Genomic DNA, 25,893 nt, shown 5'->3' with positions numbered 1-25,893 from the left:
GGCGGCTTGCGCCGATTTCTTTTCTAGAATGGGATGTTGTGCGGGGGCGCCTTTAAGATGTTTTGCCGTTTATTTTAGAATTAGCGTCAGAAGTGGTTGGGTGGTTTACGATTAGACATTTCGTTTATCTGCATGAAAATAAGGTGTTTACTGTATGGTTCTGCTGTATTCTGCGGTTTATTTGATCGGCAATGGCGCATATTCGAAAGTGTGCCTATGCTGGTGAGATCCTGAGCTTTTTTCGCCGTGAGTCGCGCCATGAACAGCCCCCAGAAATGCATTACGTTTGAATTTGTCCTGCTGGATGCGTTTTCCATGCTGTCGGTGACGGCGGCGATTGAACCGCTGCGTGTGGCCAATCGCATGGCGGGGCATGGGTGTTATAGCTGGTCGATTGTCAGCGAAGATGGCAGCCCGGTGCAGGCGTCAAACGGGATGGTGCTCGACAGTCAGGATCGGATCGGGGCGGGGGGGCGGCCGGATTACAGTTTTGTCTGTGCCGGTCTTAGCATGACGGCGGCGCATCCCACCCGGCTGTCGGCCTTTCTCAATCGGCGGGCGGCGGCGGGGGTGACGATGGGGGCGATTTCCATGGGCACCATCTTTTTGGCGCGCGCGGGACTGCTGCGCAACAGTCGCTGCACGATGCATTGGGAAGGTCAGCCTGCGTTTCGCGATGAATTTCCCGATATTGCGCTGAGCAATGCGATTTTTGAAATCGACGGCAGTATTGTCACCTGTGCCGGTGGCATGTCCTCGTTTGATATGGTGATGGCGCTGATTGCCAACAATCACGATGCGCGCCTGTTGCGGTCTATCAGCAATCAGTTGCAGATGGATCGGACCCGCAGCGGGGTGGCGGTGCAATCTGCGGGCAGCGAACATATTGCCGATACCGCCCCCAAACAATTGCACCGCGCGGTGTTGATTCTAAGCGAAAACATGGAAACCCCGGTGGCACCGCTGGAGCTGGCGGAGGCGGTGGGCACCAGCCGACGCACCCTGGAGCGGTTGTTTCTCAAATACGTTGGGATGACGCCTTCGAAGTTTTGCAAGGTGCAGCGGCTGGAGCGGGCACATGATCTGCTGTTGCACAGCAACCTGCCGCTGCTGGATATTGCGCTGGCGACGGGGTTTCGCTCGGCGTCGTATTTTTCCTATGCGTTTTCAGGTTACTATGGCGTTTCGCCCTCATCGCTGCGATCGGTTTGACGTTCAGCTTGGCGTTCTGTGCGCGGCGCATGAGAGAAGCGGCTGCGATAGGCGGATGTGAAGGTCGACTGGGAGGTGAACCCGGTGATCTGCGCCACTTCGGCGATGGGCACGCGGCTGGTTTTCAGCAGATCGCGCGCAGTGTCGAGCCGGATATTGCGATAGGTCTGGATCACCGATTGTTGCAAGGTATCGGTGAACTGGCGCTGCAGCTGGCGCGCCGACAGCCCAACCAGATCAGCGATCTGCGCCAGATCCAACGGGTCGGCAATATGGCTTTCCATCAGTTCCAGCGCTTCGCCGACGGCGCGGGGAACCGGGCCATAGCGCGCGGGTACGCTGGCCTGTTGCGGCGCATCCGAGACGCGGATTTCGGTCTGGATGAACCAGTCGCTGATCTGACGGGCAAACCGGCTGCCGTGTTCTGCCGAGATCATCGCATACATCATATCAAGCGGCGCAGCCCCGCCCGCGCAGGTGTAACGGTTGCGGTCAATCACATAGAGCCTGCGTTCCAGCAGGTGACGATCCGACTGGGTGCGCAGCTCTTCGAGGTGGTGCCAGTGGATGGTGAAGCGGTGGTTTTCCAACAATCCGGCACGCGCCAGCACCGCCGATCCGCCGGAAATACCGCCAAGCGCCACCCCGGCGCGCTCCAGCTGGCGCAGCCAGGTGACCAGCGCGGTGTCATGCAGCCGGAACGGGTTGCCGCCCATCACCACAAATACCATGTCAAAGTTGTGCCCGGCATCTGACAGGGCGGTGGTTTCAAAGCCGCCGGGCAGCGATGATGCAACCATACCGCCCTGCGACGACAGCAGCACAATCTCATAAAGCGGGTCCTGGCTGAACAGATTCGCAGCCCGCAGAGGCTCCATCGCTGCGGCTGTGCTCATCATTGCATAGCCTTCCACCAGAAAGAATCCGATCCGCCGTGCCATCTGCGACCCTTTTTCGAAAGTAGATGTCCTTTTTCTGCGAGATACACCCATTCAGCTGGTCTATCCATAAGGAAAGCAACGATGGAGTCACACAATGCGTTTCTCGGGCGTCCGGGTTCTGAAAGAGGCACTGACCGGCCACAAAGGATGGGGCAAGCTTTGGCGCAACCCTGAGCCGCAGTCGGATTATGATTTCATCATCGTTGGCGGCGGTGGTCACGGGCTGGCTACAGCCTATTACCTGGCCAAGACCTTCAAGCAGAGCCGCATTGCGGTGCTGGAGAAGGGCTGGCTGGGGTCGGGCAATATTGGCCGCAACACCACCATCGTGCGTTCGAACTATCTGCTGCCGGGCAACCAGCCGTTTTATGAGTTCTCCATGAAGCTCTGGGAGACCATGGAGCAGGATCTGAACTTTAACGCGATGATGTCGCAGCGCAGCATTATCAACCTGTTTCACACCGACAACCAGCGCGATGCCTATCGTCGTCGCGGCAATACGATGCATCTGTCGGGCGCGGGTGGCACCATGCTGTCGCCGGAGCAGCTGCGCGAGATCGCGCCGTTTCTGAATTTCGACAATGCCCGTTTCCCGATCAAGGGTGGTCTGCGTCAGGAACGTGCGGGCACCGCGCGCCATGATGGGGTGGCCTGGGGCTATGCGCGTGCGGCAGATCTGCTGGGCGTTGACATTATCCAGAACTGCGAAGTCACCGGGTTCCGCCAGCAGGATGGCAAGGTCATCGGGGTGGAAACCAGCCGAGGCTACATCGGCGCGAAAAAGGTTGGGGTTGCGGTTGCAGGTTCATCTTCGCGGGTGATGGCAGCGGCGGGCATGCGGCTGCCAATGGAAAGCCACGTGTTGCAGGCGTTTGTGTCAGAAGGTCTGAAACCCACCATTCCGGGGGTTATCACCTTTGGCGCGGGCCATTTCTATGTGAGCCAGTCCGACAAGGGCGGGCTGGTGTTTGGCGGCGACATTGACGGCTACAACACCTATGCGCAGCGCGGCAACCTGCCGGTGGTCGAAGATGTGATCGAAGGCGGCATGGCCCTGATGCCGATGCTGGGCCGCGCGCGCCTGCTGCGCAGTTGGGGCGGGGTGATGGATATGTCGATGGATGGCTCGCCCATTATCGACAAGACCTCGATCGACGGGCTCTATTTCAACGGTGGCTGGTGTTACGGCGGCTTTAAGGCAACGCCTGCAAGCGGCTATGTCTTTGCCCATCTTCTTGCCACGGATACCCCGCATGAGGTGGCCACCGCCTATCGCTTTGACCGTTTTGCCCGCGGGTATGTGGTTGACGAAAAGGGCGTTGGTGCCCAGCCGAACCTGCATTGAGGAGGCGCTGAGATGATTACCAAAAGTGCCAAAGAGCTGATCGAGACCTGGCCGCTGGGTTTTGTGGCCTCGGTTGATGGTGAGGGGCGGCCCAATGTGTCGCCCAAGGGGACCTTTGTGGTGCTCGATGACAGCACCATTGCCTATGCTGATATCCGTTCGCCCAATACCCGCGCCAATCTGGCGGCGCGCCCGGATGTGGATGTGAATTTTGTTGATGTTCTCACCCGGCGTGGCCTGCATATCAGCGGCAGCGCCCGGTTTGTCAGCCGCGCCAGTGAGGAATATCAGATGCTGCGGGCGCCGTTTTCGCGCCGCTGGTCTGAGCTGGAACCACAGGCCGAAGGGCTGGTGCTGATCACCGTGAGCGCCTGCCGCCCGATCTGCACCCCTGCCTATGACGTGGGAAGCGAGCAGGATGAGCTGCGCCGTCATTGGATGCAGCATGTGCAAAACGTCAATATCCGCCACAAAAGCAAGGAGGTCGCCGAATGCTGATCCCGCACCCGCTTCTTGGCCTGCGTGACGCGCAGGAGTTTACCTATCTGGGCGATGCTTCACTGCTGGAGCGCCCAGATCCCACGGCCGAAAACGCCGAAGCTGCGTTTTGCGACTATGTGTTCATGCGCGAAAACCCTGCGGGTGTGCACCGCGAATTGTGGTTCCATGAGCAGGGCGACCGATCCTGGCTGGTGGTGACGCGCAACACGCTGACCCATGAAATTTTGGATGCTGAACTGGCCACTCAAGTGGCGCGGAGGGGCAAATGAGCCGTATTCAGGGTGGTCTGATTGACCGCAACAAAGTGCTGAACTTCACCTTCAACAATAAGTCTTATCAAGGCTTTGAAGGCGACACCCTTGCCTCTGCGCTGCTGGCCAATGATGTGCAGCTGGTGGGGCGGAGTTTTAAATATCACCGTCCGCGCGGCATCTATAGTGCTGGCTCCGAAGAGCCTAATGCGCTGATTGAGCTGCGCGATGGTGGCCGGCAGGAACCCAATACCCGCGCCACAGTGGTGGAACTGTATGACGGGCTGACCGCCAAAAGCCAGAACCACATGGGCTCACTTGAACGCGATCTGCTGTCGGTGAACGATCTGTTGTCACCGGTGCTGTCGGCGGGGTTCTATTACAAGACATTTATGTGGCCGCGCGCCTTTTGGGAAAAGCTCTATGAGCCGGCGATCCGCCGTGCGGCGGGTCTGGGTAAACTGTCTGGGCAGGCCGATCCTGATGCCTATGATCGCGGCTATCTGCACCCGGATCTGCTGATCATCGGTGCGGGCGCTGCGGGTTTGATGGCGGCGCTTGTGGCCGCACGCAGCGGCGCCGAAGTGGTCATTGCAGATGAGGACAGCCAGCTTGGCGGTCGCCTGTTGGGCGAAGGCGGGCTGATTGATGACGCGCCCGCAACCGAGTGGGTTGCAGCCGTGCGCGCCGAGCTTGAGAGTCTGTCCAACGTGCGTATTCTCAGCCGTACCACGGTGTTTGGGGTCTATGATCACGGCATCTTTGGCGCGGTTGAGCGGGTGTCAGACCATAAGGTGACGCCAGGCAATTCCGTGCGTCAGACCCTGTGGCGGATCACTGCGAAATCAGCCATTCTGGCGGCGGGCGCAACCGAGCGTCACATGCCTTTTGCCGACAATGACCGTCCGGGCATTATGCTGTCGGGGGCGATGCGCGCCTACGCCAACCGTTGGGCGGTGGCACCGCACCGTCGCAATGACGCACCGGTGGCGATTTTCACCAACAATGATGATGGTCACCGCACGGCGCAGGCTTTGGCACAAAAAGGCGTGCCGCTCTTGGGGGTGATTGATGCGCGCGCCAATGTCACAAGCTTTGGCAATTATACCACCTATGCCAATGCCACTGTTACCGGCACCCGTGGCCGCAAGGGGCTGACCTCGATCGAGATGTCGCGCAATGGTCAGCGCGAATGGCTGAACTGTGGCGCGCTGGCGGTTTCTGGCGGTTGGAACCCAAATGTGCATCTGGCGTCACACCATCGTGGCCGTCCGGTTTGGGATGATGCCAAGCTGACATTTGTGCCCGATGACAACCCGCCCAAGGGTCTGTTGATTGCTGGCGCGGCCCGTGGTCAGGGCAGCACGCAAGAGGCGCTGGCTGATGGGCTTGCGGTGGCGCGCCAGGCGCTGAGCGCACTGGGACGTAGCGCGGTTGATATCAGCTTGCCCAAAGCACAGGAAGAAGCAGGTGCGATTGAGGCGATCTGGCATGTGCCCGGCAGCAAACGCGCCTGGGTAGATTTCCAGAACGATGTCACCGTCAAAGACATCAAACTGGCGCATCAGGAAAATATGCGCCCGGTGGAACATCTGAAACGCTGGACCACATTGGGCATGGCGACCGATCAGGGCAAAACCGCCAATGTCACCGCGCTGGCGGTGATGGCTGAGCTGACCGGCAAAACCATCCCCGAAACCGGCACCACCATTTTCCGCCCGCCTTATACCCCTGTCAGCATGGGTGTGTTGGGTGGTGGCGACACCGGGGCCAATTTCCGCCCCCGTCGCCTGACGCCGAGCCACAGCTGGGCCGAGTCGCAAGGTGCGGTTTTTGTTGAGGTTGGCCAATGGATGCGGGCGCAGTATTTCCCGCAGCCCGGTGAAACCCACTGGCGTCAAAGCGTGGATCGCGAAGCGCTGGCAGTGCGTTCGGGTGTTGGCATCTGTGATGTGACCACGCTGGGCAAGATCGATGTGCAGGGCAAGGATGCGGCTGAGTTCCTCAACCGGGTTTACGCCAATATGATGGGCACGCTGAAAGAGGGCATGGTGCGCTATGGCCTGATGCTGCGGGAAGATGGTCATCTGTATGATGACGGCACCTGCGCGCGTCTGGGTGAAAACCACTATGTTGTCACCACCACCACCGCCAATGCAGGCCCGGTGTATCAGCGGATGGAATTTGCCCGCCAATGTCTGTGGCCGGATCTTGATGTTACCTTGATGTCGACCACGGATGCCTGGGCACAGTTTGCGGTTGCGGGGCCAAACTCGCGCCAGCTGCTGGAACGCATTGTGGATGATGTTGATATCTCTAACGAGGCTTTCCCGTTCATGGGCTGCCGTGAGCTGACCGTGTGCAAAGGCCTGCGCGCGCGCCTGTTCCGCATTTCGTTCTCGGGCGAATTGGCCTTTGAGCTGGCGGTGCCTGCGCGTTACGGCAATGCGTTGATGGAGCGGCTGTTGCAGGAGGGCAAAGACCTTGGCGCAACCCCTTACGGCACCGAGGCGCTGGGTGTGTTGCGGATCGAAAAAGGCCATGCCACCGGCAACGAGCTGACGGGTCAGACCACCGCCGCGATGCTGGGGCTGGGCAAAATGGTCTCGGCCAAGAAAGATTCGATTGGCGCGGTGATGTCGCGACGCGAAGGCATGGCCAATGATGACCGCCGCCTTATGGGGTTTGAACCGGTGGACAAATCCCAGCCGGTCACAGCTGGGGCGCATCTGATCAACGTTGGCGATCCAGTGGATCTTGATCACGATCAGGGTTGGATCACCTCGGCGGCCTATTCGCCGCATGTGGGATCGATGATTGGCCTTGGCTATCTGGAAAATGGCGATCAGCGCATCGGCGAAGAGATGGTCGCCGCCAACCCGATTGAAGGTGAAAGCATCCGCGTACGGGTGGTTTCCGCCCACTTTATCGATCCAAAAGGAGAGCGTCTGCGTGACTGATCTGACCCCCATCACCGCCCTTGGCGCGCGGGATGCGCGTAGCCTGACCATCGGTAGCTACAGCCTGCGTGAAAACAGCGCGCTGGCGCTGGCGTCGCTCTCGGTGCCGGATACCGCGCCGCAGCCCTTTGGCCTGACATTGCCCGAACCCGGGCAGCTGACCCGCGCAGGCCAGTATGGCGCGTTCTGGACCGGCCCCAACCAATGGATGGTGGAAGGCGCGGATCTGGCGGAAACCGATTTTGCCCGCGCTCTGCTGGCCGAAGCGCCTGAGGCTCGGGTGACCGAGCAGACCGACGGTTGGACCGCGTTTGAAATTCGTGCCGAAACCTCGGCGCAGATCACCGCGCTGTTGGAACGGCTGGCCAATTTGCCCGCGTCCGATCTGGCGCCGGGACGCGCCACCCGCACGAGCTTTGAACATATGAGCCTGTTTTTCCTGCGCAGGTCCGATACCGAGCTTGCCCTGATTGGCATGCGCACCCTGGCCACAACCTTGTGGCACGGGCTTGAAACCACGCTTGAACGTCTGGAGACGACATCATGAGCGCGACCTTGATTGACGGGAAGTCTTTTGCAGCGGGAGTGCGTGATCAGGTTGCGGGCCATGTTGCCCGGCTGAAACAGGATCACGGCATCACCCCCGGTTTGGCGGTGGTGCTGGTGGGCGAGGATCCGGCCTCGGCGGTTTATGTGCGTTCCAAAGGCAAACAGACCGTCGAAGTTGGCATGAACTCCTTTGAGCATAAGCTGCCTGCGGATACGTCAGAGGAAACATTGCTGGCGCTGATCGATCAGCTGAACACAGATGCATCGGTGCATGGCATTCTGGTGCAGCTGCCTTTGCCCGACCATCTCAACAGCGATCTGGTGATCAATGCGATTGCGCCGGAAAAGGATGTGGATGGGTTTCATGTCTCTAACGTGGGGCTTTTGGGCACAGGGCAGAAATCCATGGTGCCCTGCACCCCGCTGGGCTGTCTGATGATGCTGCGCGATCATCTGGGTGATCTCAGCGGCTTGAACGCGGTTGTGGTGGGGCGTTCCAACATTGTTGGCAAGCCGATGGCGCAGCTGCTTTTGGGCGACAGCTGCACCGTGACCATTGCGCATTCGCGTACCAAAGACATCGAAATGGTCTGCCGTCAGGCCGATATTCTGGTGGCGGCGGTGGGTCGTGCGGAAATGGTGACGGGCGCGTGGGTCAAACCCGGGGCCACGGTGATTGACGTGGGCATCAACCGGATTGATGCGCCGGAAAAAGGCGCAGGCAAGACCCGTCTGGTGGGCGATGTTCATTTTGCCAGCGCCGCCGAAGTGGCAGGCGCCATCACCCCGGTGCCCGGCGGTGTCGGGCCGATGACCATTGCCTGCCTGCTGGCCAATACCGTGACCGCCTGCTGCCGCGCCCATGATCTGGCTGAGCCCGAAGGGCTCACCGCTTAATTCCCTCTGGCGGCGCTTTGGGTGCCGTCAGCTCTTTCTCCTGAGGACATCATGCAAAAATTCTGTCTCACCGTCACCTGCACTTCAACCCGCGGGGTTGTGGCTGCTGTTTCAAACTTTCTGGCCGATCACGGCTGCAATATTTCGGATGCGTCGCAATATGACGATGGCGAGACCGGGCAGTTTTTCATGCGCATCAGCTTTGCTGCGGAAACCGGTGCGCGCCTTGAGGAGCTGCAGGCGGATTTTGCCGCTGTGGCCGAACAGTTTGAGATGACCTGGGCCTTCCACGATGAGGCCGAGAAGATGAAAGTCATCATTATGGTCAGCCGTTTTGGTCATTGCCTCAACGATCTGCTCTATCGTGCCCGCATCGGGGCACTGCCGATCGAAGTGGTGGCGGTGATCTCAAACCATATGGATTATCAAAAGGTTGTGGTGAACCAGGATATTCCGTTCCACTGCATCAAAGTGACCAAGGAAAACAAACCCGAGGCCGAAGCCGCGATCATGCGGGTGGTGGAAGACACCGGTGCGGAATTGATCGTATTGGCGCGCTATATGCAGATCCTGTCCGATGAAATGTGCCAGAAGATGTCGGGCCGCATCATCAATATCCACCATTCCTTCCTGCCGTCGTTCAAAGGCGCAAACCCATACAAACAGGCGTTTGAGAAAGGGGTGAAACTGATTGGTGCCACCTCACATTATGTGACGGCGGATCTGGATGAAGGCCCGATCATCGAACAAGACATCGTGCGCATCAATCACGCGCAGTCAGCGTCAGATTACGTGTCGTTGGGGCGCGATGTGGAAAGCCAGGTGCTTTCACGCGCCATCCACGCCCATGTGCACCATCGGGTGTTTCTGAACGGTACTAAAACCGTGGTCTTCCCCGCAAGCCCCGGCAGTTTCTCCAGCGAAAAAATGGGCTAAATCCTGCGGGGCGCGGGTGGTATTAGAAATTCCTGATGCCGTGAACCGGGCGCGTTTGATCGCCCGCTGGCCCTGATTGCCCTGCATTAGAGACGAAATGAACCGCCCAGAGCATGCTTTGGGCGGTTTGTGTTTGCGCACCGCGAAGCTGAGGAGTGTGTCAGGCCGTTGTGGGGCGGGCAAGCAGCGCGAGGCTTGCATCAATCGAGCGCTGCTCAAGCCCGGCGTAATGGGCAAAGGGATCCAGCACCGGTGCGCCGAGTTCCTGTTCAAACAGGGTTTGATTTGCGTTGCCTTCCGGGGTGGCCACATCATCATCGCCTAGGTTTGACTGAAAGATACCGGCAGCTGAGACCGGCAGGAAGTCTTCATAGGTGAGCGGGGCAAAATCGATCAGCCCCTTGCTGATGGCGTCTTCCAGCGATTGGATCGAGACCGGATCCGCGCCGGGATTTTTGGGGAAATAGTGGAAATAGCCTAATTCTTGCGCGCGGATTTTGGCCCAGTCATCGGGGAAGGCGGCAAATTCTTCTGCCAGCACCGCGGTGTATTCATCGGCGTTGGAGCCATCGGGCGCGGGGGTGACACGGGCGCGAACATTGTTGAGCAATGCATCATAAAGCGCGCGACCCTTGGGTGTCAGCGCCACCCCGCGCTGTTCGATTTCGCCAAAGCGGGCGGTGTGGTGGCCATCGATCCAGCTGTCGCCCTGTTTGAACCGCACCGCTTCGGTCAGCGCCTTGAATGAGGTCTGGCGCAGCAGGATCGGGCAAGCGCGGCTGGGGGGGCCTTCGACCACGGCTTTGGCGGTGATGCCCCGTTTGGGCATGTCGGTCTGCACCGTGTCGATATCGAGGGTGCGCGGGGTGAGATGGTTGATATGGGGGCCTTTGAAACAGACCACATCCGCGATCAGCCGGTGCTGCGCCAACAGGCGTTCAAAGGTGGCCTGATCCACCTGGGCGTTGGAATGCCAGCGGAAGGTTTCCAGCGCTTCGGTGACAAATTCATCCGCCTCAGCCTGTGTCAGCCCACCGGCGGTTTCGGCCTGTTGGATCAGCGCAACCGCGCGGTCGGTGAAAATGTTGCGATTGGCGAGCAGATCACGGGCGATCTGGCGCAGATCAGCATCCGCAATCAGGTCAATGCGCAGCAATGAGGTGAAAATGCGAAAGGGGTTATGGGCCAGGGCCTCGGCCGAAACCGGGCGGAAGGCGGTGGAATGCACCGGGATGCCCGCGACCGAGAGATCGTAATAGCCAACCGGCTGCATCCCCATCACCGCAAACATCCGGCGCAGCATGCTGAGTTCGGCCCCGGTGCCCACCCGGATTGCGCCGTGGCGTTCATCGTTCAGCCGGTCAATCCCATCGGTGGCCACAAGGCGTTCGGCCAGGTCTGGGTTGGTTTTCAGCGTGGTGTCATTGATGGAAGCGACCATATCCACCAGCGTGCCATAGGCGGGAACTTCATCGCGAAACATCGCCGACATGGCCTGAGCAAACTGATGGCGGATTTCATTGGCGGAGATATGAGACATGGCGGGATCCTGACGGGATGAAACGGCTGTGGGGCGCGGGGTCTGATCAGATGTAGGTGATTTAAACCATAAGTATTAGTTGTCTTTTTGTTGCGCACTCATTCCATATGGTTTCACTTCAGCGGTGAGCCCCTGCACCCAGCTGACAAAGGCCTTTGCGCTTTGGCTCAAGGGGCCGGTGGGATGCACGATATAATAGGCGGTGTCAGAGGCGGGCATCTTTGGCGCAAGCGCGATCAGTTGGTTTGTGCGCAGTTCGGGCGCGACCATATGGCGGGGCACCAGGGCCACACCCAGGCCAGACAGGGCCGCATTGATCACCATGCCGTATTGATCAAAGCTCAGACCGGGGGCCGGGGGCAGCGCATGGATGCCAGCGTGTTGGAACCAATCGCTCCAGGCGCGCGGGCGGCTTGTCATATGCAGCAGGCGCATCTTGTAGATGGTCGCAGGAGAGCCGAGCCCATGTGCGGCCTGAAATTCAGGGGTGCAAACGGGCAACATTTCTTCGCCAAACAGCGGGATCATCCGGGTGTCGGGCCAGTTTTGAAGGCCATAGTGAAACGCCAGATCAAAACTATCTGCGCCCAGATCAAAAGGCAGCAGCCGGGTGGCGAATTCAAGCTCGATTTCGGGATGGGTGCTTAGAAACTCGGGCAGGCGCGGCACCAGCCAGAGGTTGGTGAATGTGGGCAGGGTTGCGACCCTGAGCAGATGTTTGCCCTGACCCAAAAGCATGGCGCGATGGCGGGAGTGTTCAAGTTTGTGCAGATCGCGGGTGGTGTCGGCGGCATAGCTGCGCCCCACCGCGCTGAGTTTGATGCCGCGCCCGACCCGGCGAAACAGCTGGACGCCCAGGGTTGCCTCAAGCTCGCGGATGGTTTTGCTGACGGCGCTTTGGGTGAGGCCCAGCTCTTCGGCGGCGGCGGTAAAGCTTTCGTGGCGCGCAGCCGCCTCAAAGCAGATCAGTGCCGAGAGGCTGGGGGGCTGTGTTCGGGGGCGGAATATGTCCATTTAAATACTGCGATCAAAGTGGAGAGAAGCAAGGAACAGATTAGGGATGTGTATCACAGGCTGCAAACCTCTCTGAGTATGGACGAGAGAAATTTTGAACGCCCCCGCCTGGGCATCGGTGATCAGCACAGCAAACGGGCGTCCATCGACGTGAGGTCGGTCAGCCGCCAGAATGGTGCATTGTGGGTGGTCTCCTCCTAAGGCGGGGAAGGAGGTTGTGGTTATAGGCCAAACCCGGCTGCGATTACATCAATCAGCTGCGTGTGAACGGAGGCGCGATCGGTGTCTTTGGGGTCGGTGCAGATGGGATCGTCACCATAGTCCGCGAGCATCTGTGCCGCGTTAGGTTTGCAGGTGGCGAGAAAGGTGAAATGATTTGCCGGGCTGATTTCAACATAGGTGGTGTCGGGCAGGCGGTTTGCGAGCCCGTTGCCATTGGGGCCGACATCCGCCGCGCCAAGGCGGTCTGCGTCACCAAGGTTGATCAATGTTATGCCTGAGATGGCCTGATTGAGGCTTGCGGGATCAACCGCGCCGCCAAAACCGGGATCAATGATCACCGCACCGTTGATGCGCAGATCGCGCATGTTGCTGGCAAAGCCCGGGTGGTCGGCAAAGCGGACCCCACCGAGATGGAAGAAAACGCAGTCCGCCGCGTCGGGGCCGGTTGCGCAGTTTGCATCCTGAGCCGCGCCGTTGAAACGCACCCCCGCAAGGCCAAGCGCGGTTGCACCGCCCAGCGAGAACCCGACAACCCCAATGTGGTTTTCATCGATGAACGGGGCAAAGGCCGGATCTGCAAGCGCCATATCAAGCGCGGCGGAGAGATCATTTGCCCGCGCCGCAAGATCGACGGATCTGCGCGGCGAGCTGTCACCGCTGGTAGAGCCGGGATGATTGACCGCAAGCACAATCGCACCACGTGCCACCAGCGCGCTGCTGAGCCAGCCCAGAGCATCCGCATTGCCGCCAGACCCGTGTGACAACAGCACCAGCGGGTGTTTTCCTGCAGCGACGGCTGGGCCGATGAAGGCAAGGCTAGGATCAAAAATCGGCCCGTCCCCCACCGGGGCCGGGTAGGTTGGGTTTGCGGCCGGATACCAGATTGACGCGGCGATGGGCCGGGCGCGATGCGCGGCTTTCAGATCAAAACGGTCATAGCCGGGCAACATATCGGCGACGGCGGGCAAAGCCGCGCATAGGGTGAACAATGCGCCAAGAGCGAGACGTTTCATAGGAACCTCCATAGGTGAACGATGTCCAAGCGATGGAGAAAACTGCGGAGTGTGGCGTCCTGTTTTCGGGATTCAGGTCGTCACAATCCGGTTTTTGGACAATAGTCGCCCCATGCCCATGATTCCGATCCCTGCCTTTGTTGCCCTTGTTCTTGGCTATCTTGCGATCCGCACCGCCCTGTCAGAGGGCAGGCTGTTTCTGGTGTTGTTTTTGTTCGCCTGCGCGGTTCAGTCGCTGCTTGTTGCCTTGGTCGGGGGGTATGGCATTATCGAATTGCAGCCCATCTTACCGGTGAGCGCCACATTGGTGCCGCCGCTGGCTTGGATCAGTTTTCAAGATGCGCTGGTCAGGCGGATGTCGTTGCGGGCAATGCTGGTGCATGCGGTGGCCCCGGCCTTTACCCTGTTTTGCCGCGTCTTTGCTCCCGAGACGATCGATTTTGTTGTTCCGCTTGTTTTTGCGGGCTACGGCGGGGCGCTTTTGTTGCAGCTGCGCGCGGGCTCTGACATGCCGCTGGCCCGGCTTGAGGCAGGGCGGGTGCCTGCGATGCTTTGGCAGGTTTTGGGCTGGGCGCTGATTGGTTCGGCCCTAAGTGATGTGCTGATTGTGGTGGCATTTCTGACCAACAATGCGGAGTGGGCCAACTGGCTGATCACGATTTCCTCTTCGCTGGCGCTTTTGCTTTTGGGCGTGTTGAGCGGCAGCCCCTCGGCCAGTGGTGCACCGGGGGTTGAGGCCAGTGATGAGGGGCAAGCCACGCCGCAAGCGCCGCGGCAAACAAGCCAGGAAGACATCGAGATTATCAAAAGTTTGGAAGTGTTTTTAACGCGTGAGCCGCTGCATCTGGATCCCAACCTGACCCTGGCGCGGCTGGCCCGTCGGCTGCATCTGCCTGAAAAACGCCTGTCTATGGCGGTCAATCGTGCAACGGGTGCCAATGTGTCACGCTATATCAATTCCTGGCGGGTTCGCCATGCGTGCAGCAGGATCGAACAGGGGGCCAGTGTGACCGCTGCAATGCTGGACAGCGGCTTCAATACAAAATCCAATTTCAATCGCGCGTTTTTGCGCGAAACAGGTGTATCGCCAAGCCAGTGGCGGCGAGGCGAGACCTCTAACGTGACACGGATGGCGGGCGGAATTTCAACGGGTTCGTGAAACTGCAGATAAACGCTGTGTTAGGGTCGAAACCCGGTGATCAGCACGCCGGGTTTCAACTGTCTTTATGCGTCGGGGTTCATACGGATGAGATAGTCAAAGGCTGACAGCGCTGCTTTGGCCCCTTCCCCCATTGAGATGATGATCTGCTTATAGGGCGTGATCGTAGCATCCCCGGCAGCAAAAACCCCCGGCAGCGAGGTTTCACCGCGCAGATCGGTGATAATTTCACCCCGTTCCGACAGATCAATCGCACCGTTGAGCCATTCGGTGTTTGGCACCAGACCGATTTGCACAAACACACCTTCAAGGGCGATGTCTTTGGCTGCATCGCTGGTGCGCTCTTTATAGGTGAGCCCGGTGACGCGTTTGCCATCGCCTTTGACTTCGGTGGTCATGGCGTTGGTGATGATCTCCACATTGGGGAGGCTGCGCAGTTTGGTTTGCAACACCGCATCAGCGCGCAGCTTGCTGTCAAACTCCAACAAGGTCACATGGGCCACAATACCCGCCAGATCAATGGCTGCCTCAACGCCAGAGTTGCCGCCACCAACAACCGCAACGCGCTTGCCTTTGAACAACGGGCCATCGCAGTGCGGGCAATAGGCCACACCTTTGTTGCGGTAGTTCTCTTCACCCGGCACACCAAGCTGGCGCCAGCGTGCCCCGGTGGAGAGGATCAGGGTTTTGGACTGCACGCTGGCACCATTGGCCAGTTCAATCGTGTGCAACCCACCTGCGGCAGGGGCCGGGATCAGTTTGGTGGCGGTCTGCAGGTTCATGACATCAACGTCATATTCACCCACATGGGTTTCCAGCGCCTGCGCGAGTTTTGGCCCTTCGGTATGGGGCACAGAAATCAGGTTCTCAATCGCCAGAGTTTCCAGCACCTGGCCGCCAAACTGCTGCGCTGCGATACCAGTGCGAATGCCTTTGCGCGCGGCATAGATGCCTGCGGCCGCACCGGCTGGGCCACCACCAACAACCAAAACGTCAAACGGGTCTTTAGCGGCGATTTCTTTGGCGGCGCGTTCATCAGAGCCCGTGTCGAGTTTGGCGAGGACCTGTTCGATCTCCATCCGGCCAGAGGCAAAGGGTTCGCCATTCAAAAACACCACCGGCACCGACATGATTTCGCGCGCTTCCACTTCTTCGCGAAACAGCGAGCCATCGATTGAGGTCACTTTGACCTTGGGATTGAGCGCGGCAATTGTGTTCAGGCCCTGCACCACATCGGGGCAGTTCTGGCAGGACAAGGAAAAGAAGACTTCAAAATCATAGGGGCCTTTCAGCGCCTTGATCTGGGCGATGGTGGCATCATCGATTTTTGGCGGGTGACCACCCACATGCAAAAGCGCCAGCACAAGTGAAGTAAATTCATGACCCAGCGGCAGACCCGCAAAGCTGACTTTGGCATCGGCTTCGGGGCTGGTGATGGCAAAAGAGGGGACCCGATCCTGACCGCCGCCCTGAGAACTGTGCGACCAGCGCACCTGATCAGAGGTTTCGGCAATATCGTTCAGCAGCGCTTCCATATCCTTGGAGGCTTTGCCGTCATCAAGCGAGGCAACCAGTTCCAGCGGGCGGCGCAGGTTTTTCAGATAGGCACTCAATTGCGTTTTAAGATTTTGATCAAGCATAGGGATTCCTTTCGCAAAACAGCGGGTTTTTGCGACTTAATGTGTCTTTAACGGCGATGGGGCGCGGAGGTGCCCCACCTGCCAGGGCAGGCGGGGCGTTAAAGGGCTGTTGCCGCTTTAGATTTTGCCTACGAGGTCAAGGGAGGGGGCCAGAACGGCTTCGCCTTCTTCCCATTTTGCCGGGCAAACCTCACCGGGGTTGTTGCGAATGTAGATTGCTGCTTTCAGCTTGCGCACCAGCTCGGATGCGTTGCGGCCAACACCTTCGCAGGTGGTTTCCATGATCTGGATGATGCCATCGGGATCAACAACAAAGGTGCCGCGATCCGCCAGACCTTCGTTTTCGCGCATCACATCAAAGTTGCGGGTGATGGTGCCGGTCTGATCGCCCACCATGTAGTATTGGATTTTGCCAATCGCGGGCGACGTTGCATGCCACGCCTTGTGGGAGAAATGTGTGTCGGTCGAGACGGAATAGACCTCGGCGCCGAGCTCTTTCAGCGTGGCGTATTCGTTTTGCAGATCTTCCAGCTCGGTGGGGCAGACAAAGGTGAAATCAGCAGGATAAAAGAAGAAAATCGCCCATTTGCCAGCAACGTCGGCTTCGGTGATGTCGACAAATTGACCGTTTTTAAATGCGGTTGCTTTGAAGGGTTTGATGGCAGTGTTGATCAAAGACACGTTGTCTCTCTTTCGCTTGATTTTAAAGGCAAAACAGGAGCTTGCCGTTTCATGTTTGAGCAGGAAGCCACTGTGCCAAACAGGTATGAGCGCTTCCGATGGGGAGGCGATACCGGGGTTGAATCAATATATCAAAGTGATTGTTTCTATCTAATTGATAGATGTGAGCTATGAAGGTGGTGCCGTTTAAGGCGATGTGGGGGGCTGGAGTGTTTTCTGCCAGATCTTCAACTGCGCATTGATGCGATCAAAAACCGGTGCTCTGGGGCTGCTTTTGCGGCGCACAAAGGCAATGGAGCGATAGGTTTCCCCACCTTCAAAAGGCAGGTAGCGGATGTCGCCACTGTCCCCTTTGTTGATGGCGATTTCCGGCATGACGGTGACACCAGAGTTGGCGCGTACCATCTGGCGCAGGGTTTCCAGGCTTGTGGCGCGAAAATCCACATCCTCACCGGCGTTCATGAATTGGCAGAATTCAAGCGTCTGATCACGCAGGCAGTGGCCTTCCTCGAGCAGCAGCAAATGTTCCTGTGCCAGCGTCGCCGTGTTGATATTGTCCCGTTGCGACAGCGGGTTTTCCGGTGAGACCGCCACATAGAAGGGATCGTCAAACACGTGTTCAACCACCAGACCATCCGCCTCGATGGGGAGGGTCAGGAAGGCCGCATCGATCTGACGTTTCAGCAGTTTTTCCAGCAGTTGTTCGGATTTCTCTTCGATCAGCACCAGGCGGGTTTCTGGCATGGCGTGGCGCAGCAACGGTACAAGATCGGGGAAAAGATAGCTGGCAAGGGTTGGAAAAGCCCCCAGCCGGTAGGAGCCGGAAAACGGATCATGCGCGGCTTTGGCCAGTTCTTTAATTGTCACCGTCTCGGTGATGATGCGGCGGGCACATTCGATGATTTTAAGCCCGGTTTCCGTTGGAAGAACCTGGCGGCCGGTGCGTTCAAACAATTGCACCCCCAGCTCCTGCTCCAGCTTTTTGATCTGGGTGCTGAGCGTGGGCTGGCTGACATTACAATACTCAGCCGCGCGGCTCATGTGTTTCAGCTCAAAGACCGCAATCAAATATTCGAGTTCACGCAAATTCATCGTGGGGGTCTTTCGCAGATCTGGATGTAGAGTATCAGCGGCTGCAAAATAGCGACATGCCAGTGCCGGGTCGAGGTAAAAACAGGTGATTGAAATTGGGTTTTCCCGCGCAGACGCATCGGCAGACCGCCGAGCGCTGGGTTGGGAGAATTGTGGATAAATGGAGGCCAGCCCGAATACGGTAGGGGGACCGTGAATTCTGCGGCTGGCCCACAGCCGGGCAGGGGAGTGGTTGCCCGGTTGTGTTAGATTTGCACGCGTTAGAGCCTGTTACAGCGCAACAGCTTGCCCGGTTTCAAGACTGTGCGCAGCGGCATCAGCCAAGAGCTGTGCCTTGAGCCCATCATGGATATTGGGGCTTTGCGCGGTGCCGGTATTCAACGCTGCAACAAAGCTGGTCATCTCGTTGATATAGGCCTGCGCGTAGCGTTCCAGGAAGAAATTCTGCGTCGGGGCCTGCACAAAACCCTGTGCATTGGCCAATTCAACCGTGTTTTCCAGCTGGTTGTGGGCGCGCAGCATGCCTTTGGCACCATGGACTTCGATACGTTGATCATAGCCATAGGTGGCACGACGAGAGTTGGAGATCTGACAGATCGCGCCGCTTGCGGTGGTCAATGTGACCGCTGCGGTGTCTACATCCCCGGCTTTACCTATTTCTGGATCTACCAGCGCTGATCCAACTGCAAACACCGAAACAGGCTCTTCGCCGAGTAGGAAACGCGCCATATCAAGATCGTGGATCATCATATCGCGGAACAGCCCGCCGGAGGTTTTGATGTAGTCAACCGGTGGTGGGGAAGGGTCGCGCGACAGGATGGTCACAAGCTCTACCGCGCCAATATCACCGGCGCTAATGCGGCGTTGCACCTCGGCAAAGTTTGGGTCAAAGCGGCGATTAAAAGCGGTGAAGAAGGGGGTCTTGCTGTCTTCGACCACCTCAATACAGTCGCGGATGCGATCAGAGGAAAGATCCACCGGTTTCTCGCAAAAGATCGCTTTGCCAGCGCGGGCGCAGGCGTGGATCAGATCGTAATGGGTGGTGGTGGGGGTGCCGATCACCACCGCATCAATATCATCGCTGGCGATAATCTGATCGGCACTGCGTACCGTGGCACCCGTGGTTTGTGCGAGGGTTTCGGCAGCAGCAGGCAGCGCATCTGCCACTGCAACCACCTGCGCATCAACGATGTCTTTGATGGCGCGGGCATGTACCTGACCAATGCGGCCACAGCCGAGAAGTCCAATTCTGATCATGAGGGCCTCTTCATTGCTTGCAGTACCGTGCGCGCCGCCTGCATGACCGGTGCGTGGGTGTCTTTTAGGATTTCCACCCGATCAAAGCGGGTTTCATCCTTGTTGACTGCCGCACGCAGAGCCGTGCCAAAGGCCTGACGCAATTCGGTGCCGATGTTGAACTTGCAGATATTGGTGGTGCGGGCGAGATGCTGACGCTGGGCTGCAGGCACGCCAGAGCCGCCGTGGATCACCAAGGGCACTGAGGTTAGCGCCTGAATTTCCCCAATGCGCGCCTCATCCAGACCGCCGCTTTGATCGGTTTGCAGATGCATATTGCCTACGGAAATTGCCATGGCGTCCACACCGGTTTCGCGGGCAAATTCAGCGGCCTCTTGTGGGTTGGTGCCCGCGGAACCTTCGCCGCCGTCATAACCCACAAAGCCGATCTCCCCCTCGCAGGAGATCCCGGCCCCATGGGCGAGTTCGACCACGCGCCGGGTCTCAGAAATGTTTTCAGCCAGCGGTTTGCGCGAGCCATCAAACATCAACGAGGTAAAGCCCGCATCGAGCGCCTCTTGGCATTCCTCATAGGTGTAGCCGTGATCAAGATGCGCCACCACCGGCACGCTGGCCTGTTCTGCCAGATGGCGAAACATCTTGCCCAGAACCGGCAGCGGCGTATGGGCGCGACAGCCCGGGCCCGCCTGCAAAATCAGCGGGCAGTTTTCGGCTTCGGCGGCGGCCACATAGGCGCGCATGTCTTCCCAGCCGAGGGTGACCATGCCCGCCACCGCATAACCGTGTTGCAGCGCGGGCTGTAGGACATCTTTTAGGGTTACGAGGCTCATTTGAATTTTGCCACCATATCCATGATGCCGGGAATTGTGTGCAGCTGTTCGGCGTGGGTGGGCTGGAAGTATTGTTTCAGACTGCGCTGGCTGAGCCCGCCCAAAATGGTGAAATAATACATCTGATAGCCCGGCAGTACCGCACAGGGGTGATAGCCCTTGTCGATGCAAAGGGTTGAGCCATCAACAATGTGATAGGCATCACCGGGTTTGCCCTCTTCGCGCTGCAGCATCTGCAGGCCCGAACCGTAGTTGGGTTTAAAGCGGAAGTTATAGGTCTCGTCGTGGCGGGTCTCGATCAGCTCTCCGTTTTCATCACGGCGGTCGGTGTCGTGTTTGTGGCTTGGGAAACCAGACCAGCCGCCTTCGCCAACGGTAAAGAGCTCAGACACCAGCAGGCGGCCGACCTTGCCGTGTTGGTTTGCGCCAAGGATGTGTTTGATTTTGCGGTGGGTTTTGGTGTCGTCTGACCCGTATTGTACCAGATCAATGTCGGCGGCGCGCACGTCAAACGGCTCTAGCACCTTGTCGTATTTTGCGCCGGCAATAAAGGTTTCGGTGCTGTCTGATGTGCAGGTGATGCGCACTTTGGCGCCAACGGGCACATAGACGCCTTCGGGGTCTGCGTCCCAGACGTCTTCGCGGCGCAGGCCCAGTTCCGGGTAGCTTGCACCATCTACGTCAACATCAACGGTGCCGGTTGCAGGCACCACGCAGGTTTCATAGCCCGGTACATTGTATTCGAAGCTTTCACCTTTGCGCAGTTTGACGATGTTGAAATAGTTCAGCGGAACCAGCGCGTCTTCGGCGTCAACAATCGGAGTGTTCTGGTTGTCATAAGGAGCGATATGCATAGCGGGTTCCTTTCAGGCGGCAGTAGCGCCAGGATGGGTGTTGAGGAAGGTTTCGAGCTGCTCGGTGGTGGGCATGGCGGGCGCGCAGCCCGGTTGCGACACCACGATGGAGGCGCAGGCAGAGCCACGCAGCACAGCTTCTTGCAGCGGGCGACCTTCGCTGATGGCGGCCAGCAGACCTGCCATAAAACTATCGCCGGCCCCATTGGGTTTGACGGCGGTGACCGGGAAGATGCCGGTGCGGATTTCTTCGCCATCTGCGATGGTGAGTGCGCCTTTTTCGCCCATCTTATAGATCACCATCTTGCCTTGCGCGGCGAGTTCGCGGGCTTTGTCCAGCCCTTTTGAAGGGTCGCCTGCCATGAAGCCGAACTCTTCGTCGTTGCCAACGATCAGATCGCTTTGTTCACCCGCGCAGGTGAGCACATCCGAGGCGACCTCGGCCGAGGGCCAGCTGTATGGGCGGTAATCAATGTCAAAGATCACCGGCAGCCCGGCGGCGCGGGCATTTTCAAAGGCGCGGAAGGTGGAACTGCGCGAAGGCTCTGCCGCGAAGACGGTACCAGCGGTCACCAATGCGCCAAAGCTTTGATAATCCACCTGGTCGACGTCTTTATCGGTGACCTGGAAATCCACCGCATTGTTGCGATAGATGCAAAGCTGGAAATCCTCCAGCACGCTTTCATAGACCGCAAGCGACACACGGTATTCGCCGCCCAGCACCTTTATGTATTGGGTATCCACCCCGTAATGCGCCAATTTATTGGTGCAGAACCGCCCTACGGTGTCATCACTGACCGAGGTGACCAGTGCAGACTGCATGCCCAGTTTGCACAGGCCCGCGCAGATATTGGCGGATGATCCGCCGAGATCGGCGCGAAACAGATCTGCGTGTTCGGCACGGGTTCCCTGTGGGTCGGCGTACATATCCATGCCCGCACGCCCAAAGACCACAAAGCGACCTTTGCGGATGCCGTTCATCAAGGCTTCCATCATACGCCCTTTCGCTGTTTGGAGCGGCTGCTTTCCCAATCGATATGGGCCTGGCGCACGCGGTCACTGTTGGTGATATGGGGGGTGCCCACTTCCCACCAGGTGTGGCCTTCTTTGGTCCAGCCTTCATAGGCATCAACCTTCATGACAATCACGCTGGTGCGATCAGCGGCTTTGGCGCGCAGGAAGGCGTGGCCCAGCTCTTCGGGGGTTGCCACGGTTTCGGTACGTGCCCCCATCGAGGCCGCGTGGGCGGCAAAATCCACCCCAACCTGAGTGGTGGCCGTAGGCGTGTCGGCGATCAGGTTGTTGAAACTTTCGTTGCCGGTGTTGTTTTGCAGCTTGTTGATCACCGCAAAGCCACCGTTGTCGAGCACCAGCAGGATAAGCTTCTTATTGGTCAGGACCGATGAATAGATGTCAGAGTTCATCAAAAGATATGAGCCATCACCGCAGAAGACGATGGTGTCTTGATCGGGCTCGCGTTCTGCCTGTGCGATGCGCGCGCCCCAGCCGCCTGCGATTTCATAGCCCATGCAGCTGAAACCAAACTCCACATCCACGGTGCCCACATCCAATGTGCGCCAGTTGGCGGTGACTTCGGCAGGAAGCCCGCCGGCCGCGGCAAGCACCCGGTCGCGGGGATCACACAGCGCGTTGACCACGCCGATGGCCTGCGCGTATGAGTTCGGGCCATTGCCGGGGGTGGTGTTCTGGGTGACGTATTCATCCCATTTTGCGCGTTCTGCGCGGGCTTTGGCGGTCCAGCTTTCGGGCGCTTTATAGCCTTCAAGCGCTGCGCCCAAGGTGGTCAGCCCCAGTTTGGCATCGCCCACTACAGGCAATGAACGGTGTTTGCCCGCATCGTGGCGCGCGGCGTTAAGGCCGATGATCTGCGCGTCCTTGGCAAAGGCGGTCCAGGAACCGGTGGTGAAATCCTGCAGGCGGCAGCCTACCGAGAGGATCACATCGGCTTCTTCGGCGATTGTGTTGGCGGAATTAGATCCGGTCACGCCAATCGGGCCGATGTTGAGATCATGGCTGGCCACAAGGTTGGCGCGCCCTGCAATGGATTCGACCACCGGGATCTGATGCGTTTCGGCAAAGGCGGTGAGCTCAGCAACGGCGCGTGAATATTGCACCCCGCCCCCGGCAATGATCATCGGACGTTTGGCGGCGCGCAACGCCGCTGCGGCATCGGCTACTTCATCCAGATCAGCGGCAATGCGGCGGATGCGATGGATTTTTTTGTTAAAAAATTCAACTGGATAGTCATATGTCCAGCCCTGAACATCCTGCGGCAGGCCAATAAAGGCGGGGCCACAATCCGCCGGGTCCAGCAAGGTGGCCAATGCGGCGGGCAGCGATTGCAGGATTTGCGCCGGATGGCTGATACGATCCCAGAAACGCGACACGGCTTTGAAGGAATCATTCACCCCAAAGGTTGGATCGCCAAAATGTTCGAGCTGTTGCAACACAGGGTCGGGCAAGCGGGTGACAAAGGCGTCGCCACACAGCAATAGCATCGGCAGCCGGTTGGCATGGGCCAGCGCGGCAGAGGTCAAAAGATTTGCGGTGCCGGGCCCGGCTGATGCGGTGCAGAACATAAAACGCTGGCGCAGCCATTGTTTGGCATAGGCGGCCGCGGCAAAGCCCATGCCCTGTTCATTCTGGCCCCGATACAGCGGCAGCGTGTCCTGCGCATTATATAGGGCCTCGCCCAGGCAGCACACATTGCCATGGCCAAAGATACCAAAGCCGCCGCCGCACAGGCGCAGCTCTTCCCCGTCAATTTCGATGAACTGGTTTTCCAGATATCGAATGATTGCCTGCGCCACAGTCAGTCGCACGGTTTGATCGCTCATAAAGTCCTCCCGATTTGCGACGTCTGTCGTGGCCAGAATTCTTTCACAGTGTGAAGATTGAGCCTTGTGTCGCAACGAATCCGAAGCTATCACTTTTGCAACCGGTTGCAAGTGCTTTCTGAGGAGGAGGAACGGATGACGGAAATCGGAGTTGGCATCATTGGTGGTGGCTATATGGGCAAGGCGCATTCTGTGGCCATGTCTGCGGCGGCGGCTGTGTTTGACCTGCCTCTGCGCCCCCGGCTTGAGATGATCTGTGCCTCAAGCGAGGCTTCTGCGGAACGCTACCGAGCGAGCTTTGGCTTTCGGCGGGCAACGGCGGATTGGCGCGTTCTGGTCAATGATCCCGAGGTCGAGGCCGTGGTGATCGCGACGCCGCAGGCGTATCATCGCGAGATTGCCGAAGCGGCCTTTGCAAAAGGTAAGCCTGTGTTTTGCGAAAAACCCATGGGGGCCTCGCTTGAGGATGCGCAGGCTATGGTTCAGGCGGCGTGCGGTCATATCAATATGGTTGGCTATAACTACATCCGCACCCCGGCGACTCAATATGCGCGCAAGCTGCTGGCCGAGGGTGCGATTGGGGATGTGACCTGGTTTCGCGGCGAAAACGCCGAAGATTTCCTGGCTGATCCCACGCTTCCGGTGAACTGGCGTACTGATGGTATCGCCAATGGTTGCATCGGCGATCTGGCGCCGCATCTGTTCAATATGGCGCTGGCGTTGATGGGTCCGATTGAACGGGTGATGGCTGAGGTTGAAACCGTGCATCGTGATCGCCCCGGCGGCACCGTCACCAATGATGACCAGGTGCAGATGATGTGTCGGTTCAAAAACGGCGTCATGGGGCATTTGTTTTCTTCACGCGTCGCGACCGGGCGCAAAATGGGCTATGCTTATGAAATCTTTGGAACCAAGGGCAGCATCAAGTTTGATCAGGAAGATCAAAATGCCCTGTGGCTGTATCGCGCGGAAGGCCCAGAGGCTGCGCGCGGCTACACCAAGATCCTGACCGGGCCTGCCCACCCGGATTACGAACCTTTCTGTCTGGGGCCGGGGCATGGCACTGGTTACCAGGATCAGATCACTATCGAGGCCAAGGATTTTCTGACGGCGATTCATCGCGGTGAAAACCTTTGGCCCACCTTCGAAGATGGCCTGGCCGTGATCGAAGTGACCGATGCGGCTTTGCGTTCTGCTGAAAGCGGGCGCTGGCAAGATGTTATCTCTGACTAAGGATACCTGAGAATGACCATTTTGATTGGCAATGCGCCCTGCAGCTGGGGCGTGGAATTTGCGGATGATCCGCGCAACCCCACCTGGCGTTCAGTGCTGAAGGACTGCGCCGAGGCGGGCTATAAGGGTATCGAGCTGGGGCCGGTTGGCTTTATGCCCGAAGATCCGGCAGAGCTGAAAGAAGCGCTGGATGAGTTTGATCTGGAGCTGATTGGTGGCGTGGTGTTCCGCCCGTTCCACGACGCATCCGCCTGGGATGATGTGCTGGATGGCACCGTGCGGACCTGTAAGGCGCTTCAGGCTCATAATGCAAAACACCTGGTGCTGATTGATTCGATCTCACCGCGCCGCGCCCCCACGGCCGGGCGTGCCGATGAGGCAGAGCAGATGGACAAGGCGGAATGGATTGCCTTCCGCGACCGTATTCAGGAAGCAGCCAAGATCGGTGTGGATCACGGGCTGACCGTGGGCATTCACGCCCATGCTGCGGGCTTTATGGATTTTGAGCCCGAGCTTGATCGTCTGCTGAATGAGGTGGATGAGGACCTGTTGAAAATCTGTTTTGACACTGGCCACCATTCCTATGCGGGCTTTGATCCGGTTGCCTTTATGAAGCGCAATGTCTCACGCATCAGCTATATGCATTTCAAAGACATCAACCCGGATGTGAAAGCTGATGTGGTGGCCAACCGCACCGATTTCTACAAGGCCTGCGGCCAGGGGATCTTCTGCAACCTGGGGCAGGGGGATGTTGATTTCCCCGCGGTGCGTCAGGTGCTGCTGGAGGCCGGATTTGACGGCTGGTGCACAGTTGAACAGGATTGTGATCCAACCTTGCCAGGCACACCCACCGAAGACGCGCAAGCGAACCGCGAATATCTGCAAAGCATCGGTTTCTGAGAGGAATC

The 25,893-nt window shown here is 58.5% G+C and carries 23 protein-coding genes; 11 read left to right on the top strand and 12 right to left on the bottom strand.

Going from position 1 to position 25,893, the window contains the following annotated elements:
- The first annotated feature begins 258 nt into the window (after positions 1 to 258).
- Positions 259 to 1,212: a GlxA family transcriptional regulator gene (locus GG681_RS14495; protein ID WP_153548746.1), complete on the top strand. Its 954-nt coding sequence runs from the start codon at positions 259 to 261 to the stop codon at positions 1,210 to 1,212.
- Here the strand turns inward: GG681_RS14495 and GG681_RS14490 are convergent.
- The gene (locus tag GG681_RS14490) at positions 1,176 to 2,153 is read right to left on the bottom strand and encodes a GlxA family transcriptional regulator (protein ID WP_235899979.1); all 978 of its coding nucleotides are present in this window, start codon (positions 2,151 to 2,153) and stop codon (positions 1,176 to 1,178) included. The genes GG681_RS14495 and GG681_RS14490 overlap by 37 nt on opposite strands.
- 94 nt (positions 2,154 to 2,247) lie before the next feature.
- Here GG681_RS14490 and GG681_RS14485 point away from each other — a divergent pair, with 94 nt between their 5' ends.
- From GG681_RS14485 to purU, 7 genes are read left to right on the top strand one after another with little or no spacing between them, the layout of a single operon-like run.
- A complete protein-coding gene (locus GG681_RS14485) occupies positions 2,248 to 3,498 on the top strand; it encodes a sarcosine oxidase subunit beta family protein (protein ID WP_153548745.1) in 1,251 nt (416 codons plus the stop codon).
- Between the two features lie 12 nt (positions 3,499 to 3,510).
- Entirely contained in the window at positions 3,511 to 3,996 is a 486-nt protein-coding gene (locus tag GG681_RS14480; RefSeq protein ID WP_153548744.1) for a pyridoxamine 5'-phosphate oxidase family protein, read from the top strand.
- Positions 3,990 to 4,268: a sarcosine oxidase subunit delta gene (locus tag GG681_RS14475; protein ID WP_153548743.1), complete on the top strand. Its 279-nt coding sequence runs from the start codon at positions 3,990 to 3,992 to the stop codon at positions 4,266 to 4,268. Before GG681_RS14480 ends, GG681_RS14475 begins: the two co-directional genes overlap by 7 nt.
- The gene (locus tag GG681_RS14470) at positions 4,265 to 7,210 is read left to right on the top strand and encodes a sarcosine oxidase subunit alpha family protein (protein WP_153548742.1); all 2,946 of its coding nucleotides are present in this window, start codon (positions 4,265 to 4,267) and stop codon (positions 7,208 to 7,210) included. The genes GG681_RS14475 and GG681_RS14470 overlap by 4 nt, the downstream gene beginning before the upstream one ends.
- Complete coding sequence (locus GG681_RS14465; RefSeq protein WP_328593403.1) at positions 7,203 to 7,757, top strand: sarcosine oxidase subunit gamma; 555 nt, start codon at positions 7,203 to 7,205, stop codon at positions 7,755 to 7,757. The genes GG681_RS14470 and GG681_RS14465 overlap by 8 nt, the downstream gene beginning before the upstream one ends.
- The gene (gene folD / locus GG681_RS14460; protein WP_153548740.1) at positions 7,754 to 8,656 is read left to right on the top strand and encodes a bifunctional methylenetetrahydrofolate dehydrogenase/methenyltetrahydrofolate cyclohydrolase FolD; all 903 of its coding nucleotides are present in this window, start codon (positions 7,754 to 7,756) and stop codon (positions 8,654 to 8,656) included. Before GG681_RS14465 ends, folD begins: the two co-directional genes overlap by 4 nt.
- Positions 8,657 to 8,707: 51 nt before the next feature.
- On the top strand, positions 8,708 to 9,592 hold the full coding sequence (gene purU / locus GG681_RS14455; RefSeq protein ID WP_153548739.1) for a formyltetrahydrofolate deformylase: 885 nt from the start codon (positions 8,708 to 8,710) through the stop codon (positions 9,590 to 9,592).
- A gap of 160 nt (positions 9,593 to 9,752) precedes the next feature.
- Here purU and hglS read toward each other — a convergent pair whose 3' ends face one another.
- The 3 genes from hglS to GG681_RS14440 form a co-directional block, all read right to left on the bottom strand.
- Entirely contained in the window at positions 9,753 to 11,132 is a 1,380-nt protein-coding gene (gene hglS / locus GG681_RS14450; protein WP_153548738.1) for a 2-oxoadipate dioxygenase/decarboxylase HglS, read from the bottom strand.
- 75 nt (positions 11,133 to 11,207) lie between these two features.
- Positions 11,208 to 12,146 (bottom strand): LysR substrate-binding domain-containing protein, encoded by a 939-nt coding sequence (locus GG681_RS14445; RefSeq protein ID WP_153548737.1) that lies wholly within the window; start codon positions 12,144 to 12,146, stop codon positions 11,208 to 11,210.
- A gap of 221 nt (positions 12,147 to 12,367) precedes the next feature.
- Entirely contained in the window at positions 12,368 to 13,381 is a 1,014-nt protein-coding gene (locus GG681_RS14440; protein ID WP_153548736.1) for an alpha/beta hydrolase family protein, read from the bottom strand.
- Positions 13,382 to 13,493: 112 nt separating this feature from the next.
- On the opposite strand from GG681_RS14440, the gene GG681_RS14435 reads away from it, so the two are divergent.
- Complete coding sequence (locus tag GG681_RS14435; protein ID WP_153548735.1) at positions 13,494 to 14,540, top strand: helix-turn-helix domain-containing protein; 1,047 nt, start codon at positions 13,494 to 13,496, stop codon at positions 14,538 to 14,540.
- 65 nt (positions 14,541 to 14,605) lie between these two features.
- On the opposite strand, the gene ahpF is transcribed toward GG681_RS14435, so the two are convergent.
- The 8 genes from ahpF to iolD all read right to left on the bottom strand — a co-directional run bounded on the left by ahpF (position 14,606) and on the right by iolD (position 23,752).
- Positions 14,606 to 16,180 carry an alkyl hydroperoxide reductase subunit F gene (gene ahpF / locus GG681_RS14430; protein ID WP_153548734.1) on the bottom strand — a complete coding sequence of 525 codons (1,575 nt, stop codon included), beginning with the start codon at positions 16,178 to 16,180 and terminating at the stop codon, positions 14,606 to 14,608.
- 117 nt (positions 16,181 to 16,297) lie between these two features.
- Positions 16,298 to 16,861, bottom strand: a complete 564-nt coding sequence (gene ahpC / locus GG681_RS14425) for an alkyl hydroperoxide reductase subunit C (protein WP_328593402.1) — start codon at positions 16,859 to 16,861, stop codon at positions 16,298 to 16,300.
- Positions 16,862 to 17,047: 186 nt separating this feature from the next.
- Entirely contained in the window at positions 17,048 to 17,953 is a 906-nt protein-coding gene (locus tag GG681_RS14420; protein ID WP_153548732.1) for a LysR substrate-binding domain-containing protein, read from the bottom strand.
- 270 nt (positions 17,954 to 18,223) lie between these two features.
- Positions 18,224 to 19,210, bottom strand: coding sequence for an inositol 2-dehydrogenase (gene iolG, locus GG681_RS14415; protein WP_153548731.1), 987 nt, complete (start codon positions 19,208 to 19,210; stop codon positions 18,224 to 18,226).
- Entirely contained in the window at positions 19,207 to 20,040 is an 834-nt protein-coding gene (locus GG681_RS14410) for a class II fructose-bisphosphate aldolase (protein WP_153548730.1), read from the bottom strand. Before GG681_RS14410 ends, iolG begins: the two co-directional genes overlap by 4 nt.
- Positions 20,037 to 20,894 (bottom strand): 5-deoxy-glucuronate isomerase, encoded by an 858-nt coding sequence (locus tag GG681_RS14405; RefSeq protein ID WP_153548729.1) that lies wholly within the window; start codon positions 20,892 to 20,894, stop codon positions 20,037 to 20,039. The genes GG681_RS14410 and GG681_RS14405 overlap by 4 nt, the downstream gene beginning before the upstream one ends.
- 12 nt (positions 20,895 to 20,906) lie before the next feature.
- The gene (gene iolC / locus GG681_RS14400) at positions 20,907 to 21,887 is read right to left on the bottom strand and encodes a 5-dehydro-2-deoxygluconokinase (protein ID WP_153548728.1); all 981 of its coding nucleotides are present in this window, start codon (positions 21,885 to 21,887) and stop codon (positions 20,907 to 20,909) included.
- On the bottom strand, positions 21,887 to 23,752 hold the full coding sequence (gene iolD / locus GG681_RS14395) for a 3D-(3,5/4)-trihydroxycyclohexane-1,2-dione acylhydrolase (decyclizing) (RefSeq protein ID WP_153548727.1): 1,866 nt from the start codon (positions 23,750 to 23,752) through the stop codon (positions 21,887 to 21,889). Before iolD ends, iolC begins: the two co-directional genes overlap by 1 nt.
- Positions 23,753 to 23,887: 135 nt before the next feature.
- Here iolD and GG681_RS14390 point away from each other — a divergent pair, with 135 nt between their 5' ends.
- Both GG681_RS14390 and GG681_RS14385 read left to right on the top strand, forming a co-directional pair.
- Entirely contained in the window at positions 23,888 to 24,985 is a 1,098-nt protein-coding gene (locus GG681_RS14390; RefSeq protein ID WP_153548726.1) for a Gfo/Idh/MocA family protein, read from the top strand.
- 12 nt (positions 24,986 to 24,997) lie between these two features.
- Positions 24,998 to 25,885: a TIM barrel protein gene (locus GG681_RS14385; RefSeq protein WP_153548725.1), complete on the top strand. Its 888-nt coding sequence runs from the start codon at positions 24,998 to 25,000 to the stop codon at positions 25,883 to 25,885.
- Positions 25,886 to 25,893 lie beyond the last annotated feature (8 nt).

This window comes from Tritonibacter aquimaris, assembly GCF_009617595.1.
In the GTDB taxonomy this organism is placed as follows: domain Bacteria; phylum Pseudomonadota; class Alphaproteobacteria; order Rhodobacterales; family Rhodobacteraceae; genus Epibacterium; species Epibacterium aquimaris.
The sequence above is the reverse complement of the archived record's forward strand: the minus strand, read 5'-3'. Positions and strand labels throughout refer to the sequence as shown.

Excerpts from the sequence above, each read along its gene's own strand:
- hglS (WP_153548738.1), bottom strand. The coding sequence starts at position 11,132 with ATGTCTCATATCTCCGCCAATGAAATCCGCCATCAGTTTGCTCAGGCC.
- GG681_RS14420 (WP_153548732.1), bottom strand. The coding sequence starts at position 17,953 with ATGAATTTGCGTGAACTCGAATATTTGATTGCGGTCTTTGAGCTGAAA.
- iolD (WP_153548727.1), bottom strand. The coding sequence starts at position 23,752 with ATGAGCGATCAAACCGTGCGACTGACTGTGGCGCAGGCAATCATTCGA.
- GG681_RS14495 (WP_153548746.1), top strand. The coding sequence starts at position 259 with ATGAACAGCCCCCAGAAATGCATTACGTTTGAATTTGTCCTGCTGGAT.
- GG681_RS14470 (WP_153548742.1), top strand. The coding sequence starts at position 4,265 with ATGAGCCGTATTCAGGGTGGTCTGATTGACCGCAACAAAGTGCTGAAC.
- GG681_RS14405 (WP_153548729.1), bottom strand. The coding sequence starts at position 20,894 with ATGCATATCGCTCCTTATGACAACCAGAACACTCCGATTGTTGACGCC.
- iolC (WP_153548728.1), bottom strand. The coding sequence starts at position 21,887 with ATGGAAGCCTTGATGAACGGCATCCGCAAAGGTCGCTTTGTGGTCTTT.
- ahpF (WP_153548734.1), bottom strand. The coding sequence starts at position 16,180 with ATGCTTGATCAAAATCTTAAAACGCAATTGAGTGCCTATCTGAAAAAC.
- GG681_RS14490 (WP_235899979.1), bottom strand. The coding sequence starts at position 2,153 with ATGGCACGGCGGATCGGATTCTTTCTGGTGGAAGGCTATGCAATGATG.
- GG681_RS14440 (WP_153548736.1), bottom strand. The coding sequence starts at position 13,381 with ATGAAACGTCTCGCTCTTGGCGCATTGTTCACCCTATGCGCGGCTTTG.
- GG681_RS14485 (WP_153548745.1), top strand. The coding sequence starts at position 2,248 with ATGCGTTTCTCGGGCGTCCGGGTTCTGAAAGAGGCACTGACCGGCCAC.
- GG681_RS14385 (WP_153548725.1), top strand. The coding sequence starts at position 24,998 with ATGACCATTTTGATTGGCAATGCGCCCTGCAGCTGGGGCGTGGAATTT.
- purU (WP_153548739.1), top strand. The coding sequence starts at position 8,708 with ATGCAAAAATTCTGTCTCACCGTCACCTGCACTTCAACCCGCGGGGTT.
- GG681_RS14445 (WP_153548737.1), bottom strand. The coding sequence starts at position 12,146 with ATGGACATATTCCGCCCCCGAACACAGCCCCCCAGCCTCTCGGCACTG.
- GG681_RS14480 (WP_153548744.1), top strand. The coding sequence starts at position 3,511 with ATGATTACCAAAAGTGCCAAAGAGCTGATCGAGACCTGGCCGCTGGGT.
- folD (WP_153548740.1), top strand. The coding sequence starts at position 7,754 with ATGAGCGCGACCTTGATTGACGGGAAGTCTTTTGCAGCGGGAGTGCGT.
- GG681_RS14390 (WP_153548726.1), top strand. The coding sequence starts at position 23,888 with ATGACGGAAATCGGAGTTGGCATCATTGGTGGTGGCTATATGGGCAAG.
- GG681_RS14475 (WP_153548743.1), top strand. The coding sequence starts at position 3,990 with ATGCTGATCCCGCACCCGCTTCTTGGCCTGCGTGACGCGCAGGAGTTT.
- GG681_RS14435 (WP_153548735.1), top strand. The coding sequence starts at position 13,494 with ATGCCCATGATTCCGATCCCTGCCTTTGTTGCCCTTGTTCTTGGCTAT.
- GG681_RS14410 (WP_153548730.1), bottom strand. The coding sequence starts at position 20,040 with ATGAGCCTCGTAACCCTAAAAGATGTCCTACAGCCCGCGCTGCAACAC.
- iolG (WP_153548731.1), bottom strand. The coding sequence starts at position 19,210 with ATGATCAGAATTGGACTTCTCGGCTGTGGCCGCATTGGTCAGGTACAT.